This is a genomic window from Mycoplasma sp. HS2188, from assembly GCF_025209835.1.
Lineage (GTDB): Bacteria > Bacillota_I > Bacilli_A > Mycoplasmatales > Metamycoplasmataceae > Mycoplasmopsis.
Genome location: NZ_JAOAOI010000041.1, coordinates 1 through 1,005, shown reverse-complemented (window position 1 = coordinate 1,005; position 1,005 = coordinate 1). Strand labels below are relative to the sequence as shown.

Sequence of the window (1,005 nt, the reverse complement as noted above, 5' to 3'; positions counted from 1 at the left end):
TGTTTTCAAAACATTATAATGATTGATTAAAGATTATGGGTGATAATGTTTCATTTGGACGAAAAAAAATTGAGTTTGGTGACCCTTATTGATATGAAATATCGCCTAAGGATGCAGATGCCAAAGTTAAAACCATTAAGGGTAAGAAAAAGAAAGTACCTTCGGCTGTTTGAAAATTAAATCGTGATATTTATTTGAGAAATATGTTTGATAATGAGATGTTTTTATCAAGAGCATTTTATGAGAAAACATTAGCTGAGAATGAATCGCTTTATAATGATTGGATTGATTGATTGTATTTGAATGATTCCAGTGTGCTGGCAATGCAGGTACCACAATATAGGTTATTAGTTGCATATTTAAGATTAATGAAAAAATTAACTGATAGTATTAATTTTGTTGCTGTGGATGATGAAGCAGAGAATGCGAAAAAAATTAAGGAAAATGGTTCGATTGTCGATAAGAATAAGAATTTAGAATTAAATATATTAGATAGTGGAACTTACGCTTTAATTGAAGAGTATGAAAAAGCATTATTAGATTATTTAGCGTTGGAACACGCTATGGGATTTATGGGTCGTGAGGACCATAATCCTAATTTACAACTTTTTGGTGGTGGAACTAATTATGGTTATAAGGTCGATTATAGAGACACTTATAAATGAGCTAAAAAGCAATATGAAGAGTTTGTGTTGCCGTTAAAGGTTGGTTTAGGGAATGCGACCTGAGCATCATCATCATCATCATCATATAATAAACGATTTAATAATCCTCAAACAATTGAGAAATATAAATTAATTTGAGCAGATATTAAAGAAGTTGATGGAGTTGAAAGACCACAATTAATTACGATTGAGTTAGCACGAGAAAGATTAGGTAAGATTATTAATTTATTTAATGATAAATTTGGTTGAAAATATAAAAGATAGGAGTAGGATGCCAGAGAAAAAGCATGTGGTTTATGACCACGAAGAATATATGAGATGTTTGAAAGAGGACATCGCC

General features: G+C 30.6%; 1 protein-coding gene. It reads left to right on the top strand.

The window, feature by feature from the left end; genetic code table 4:
- Window positions 1-929: MAG3960 family lipoprotein (locus N1F73_RS03680; protein ID WP_396888697.1), on the top strand; the 929-nt coding region annotated here is incomplete at its 5' end.
- Between the last annotated feature and the right edge of the window lie 76 nt (window positions 930-1,005).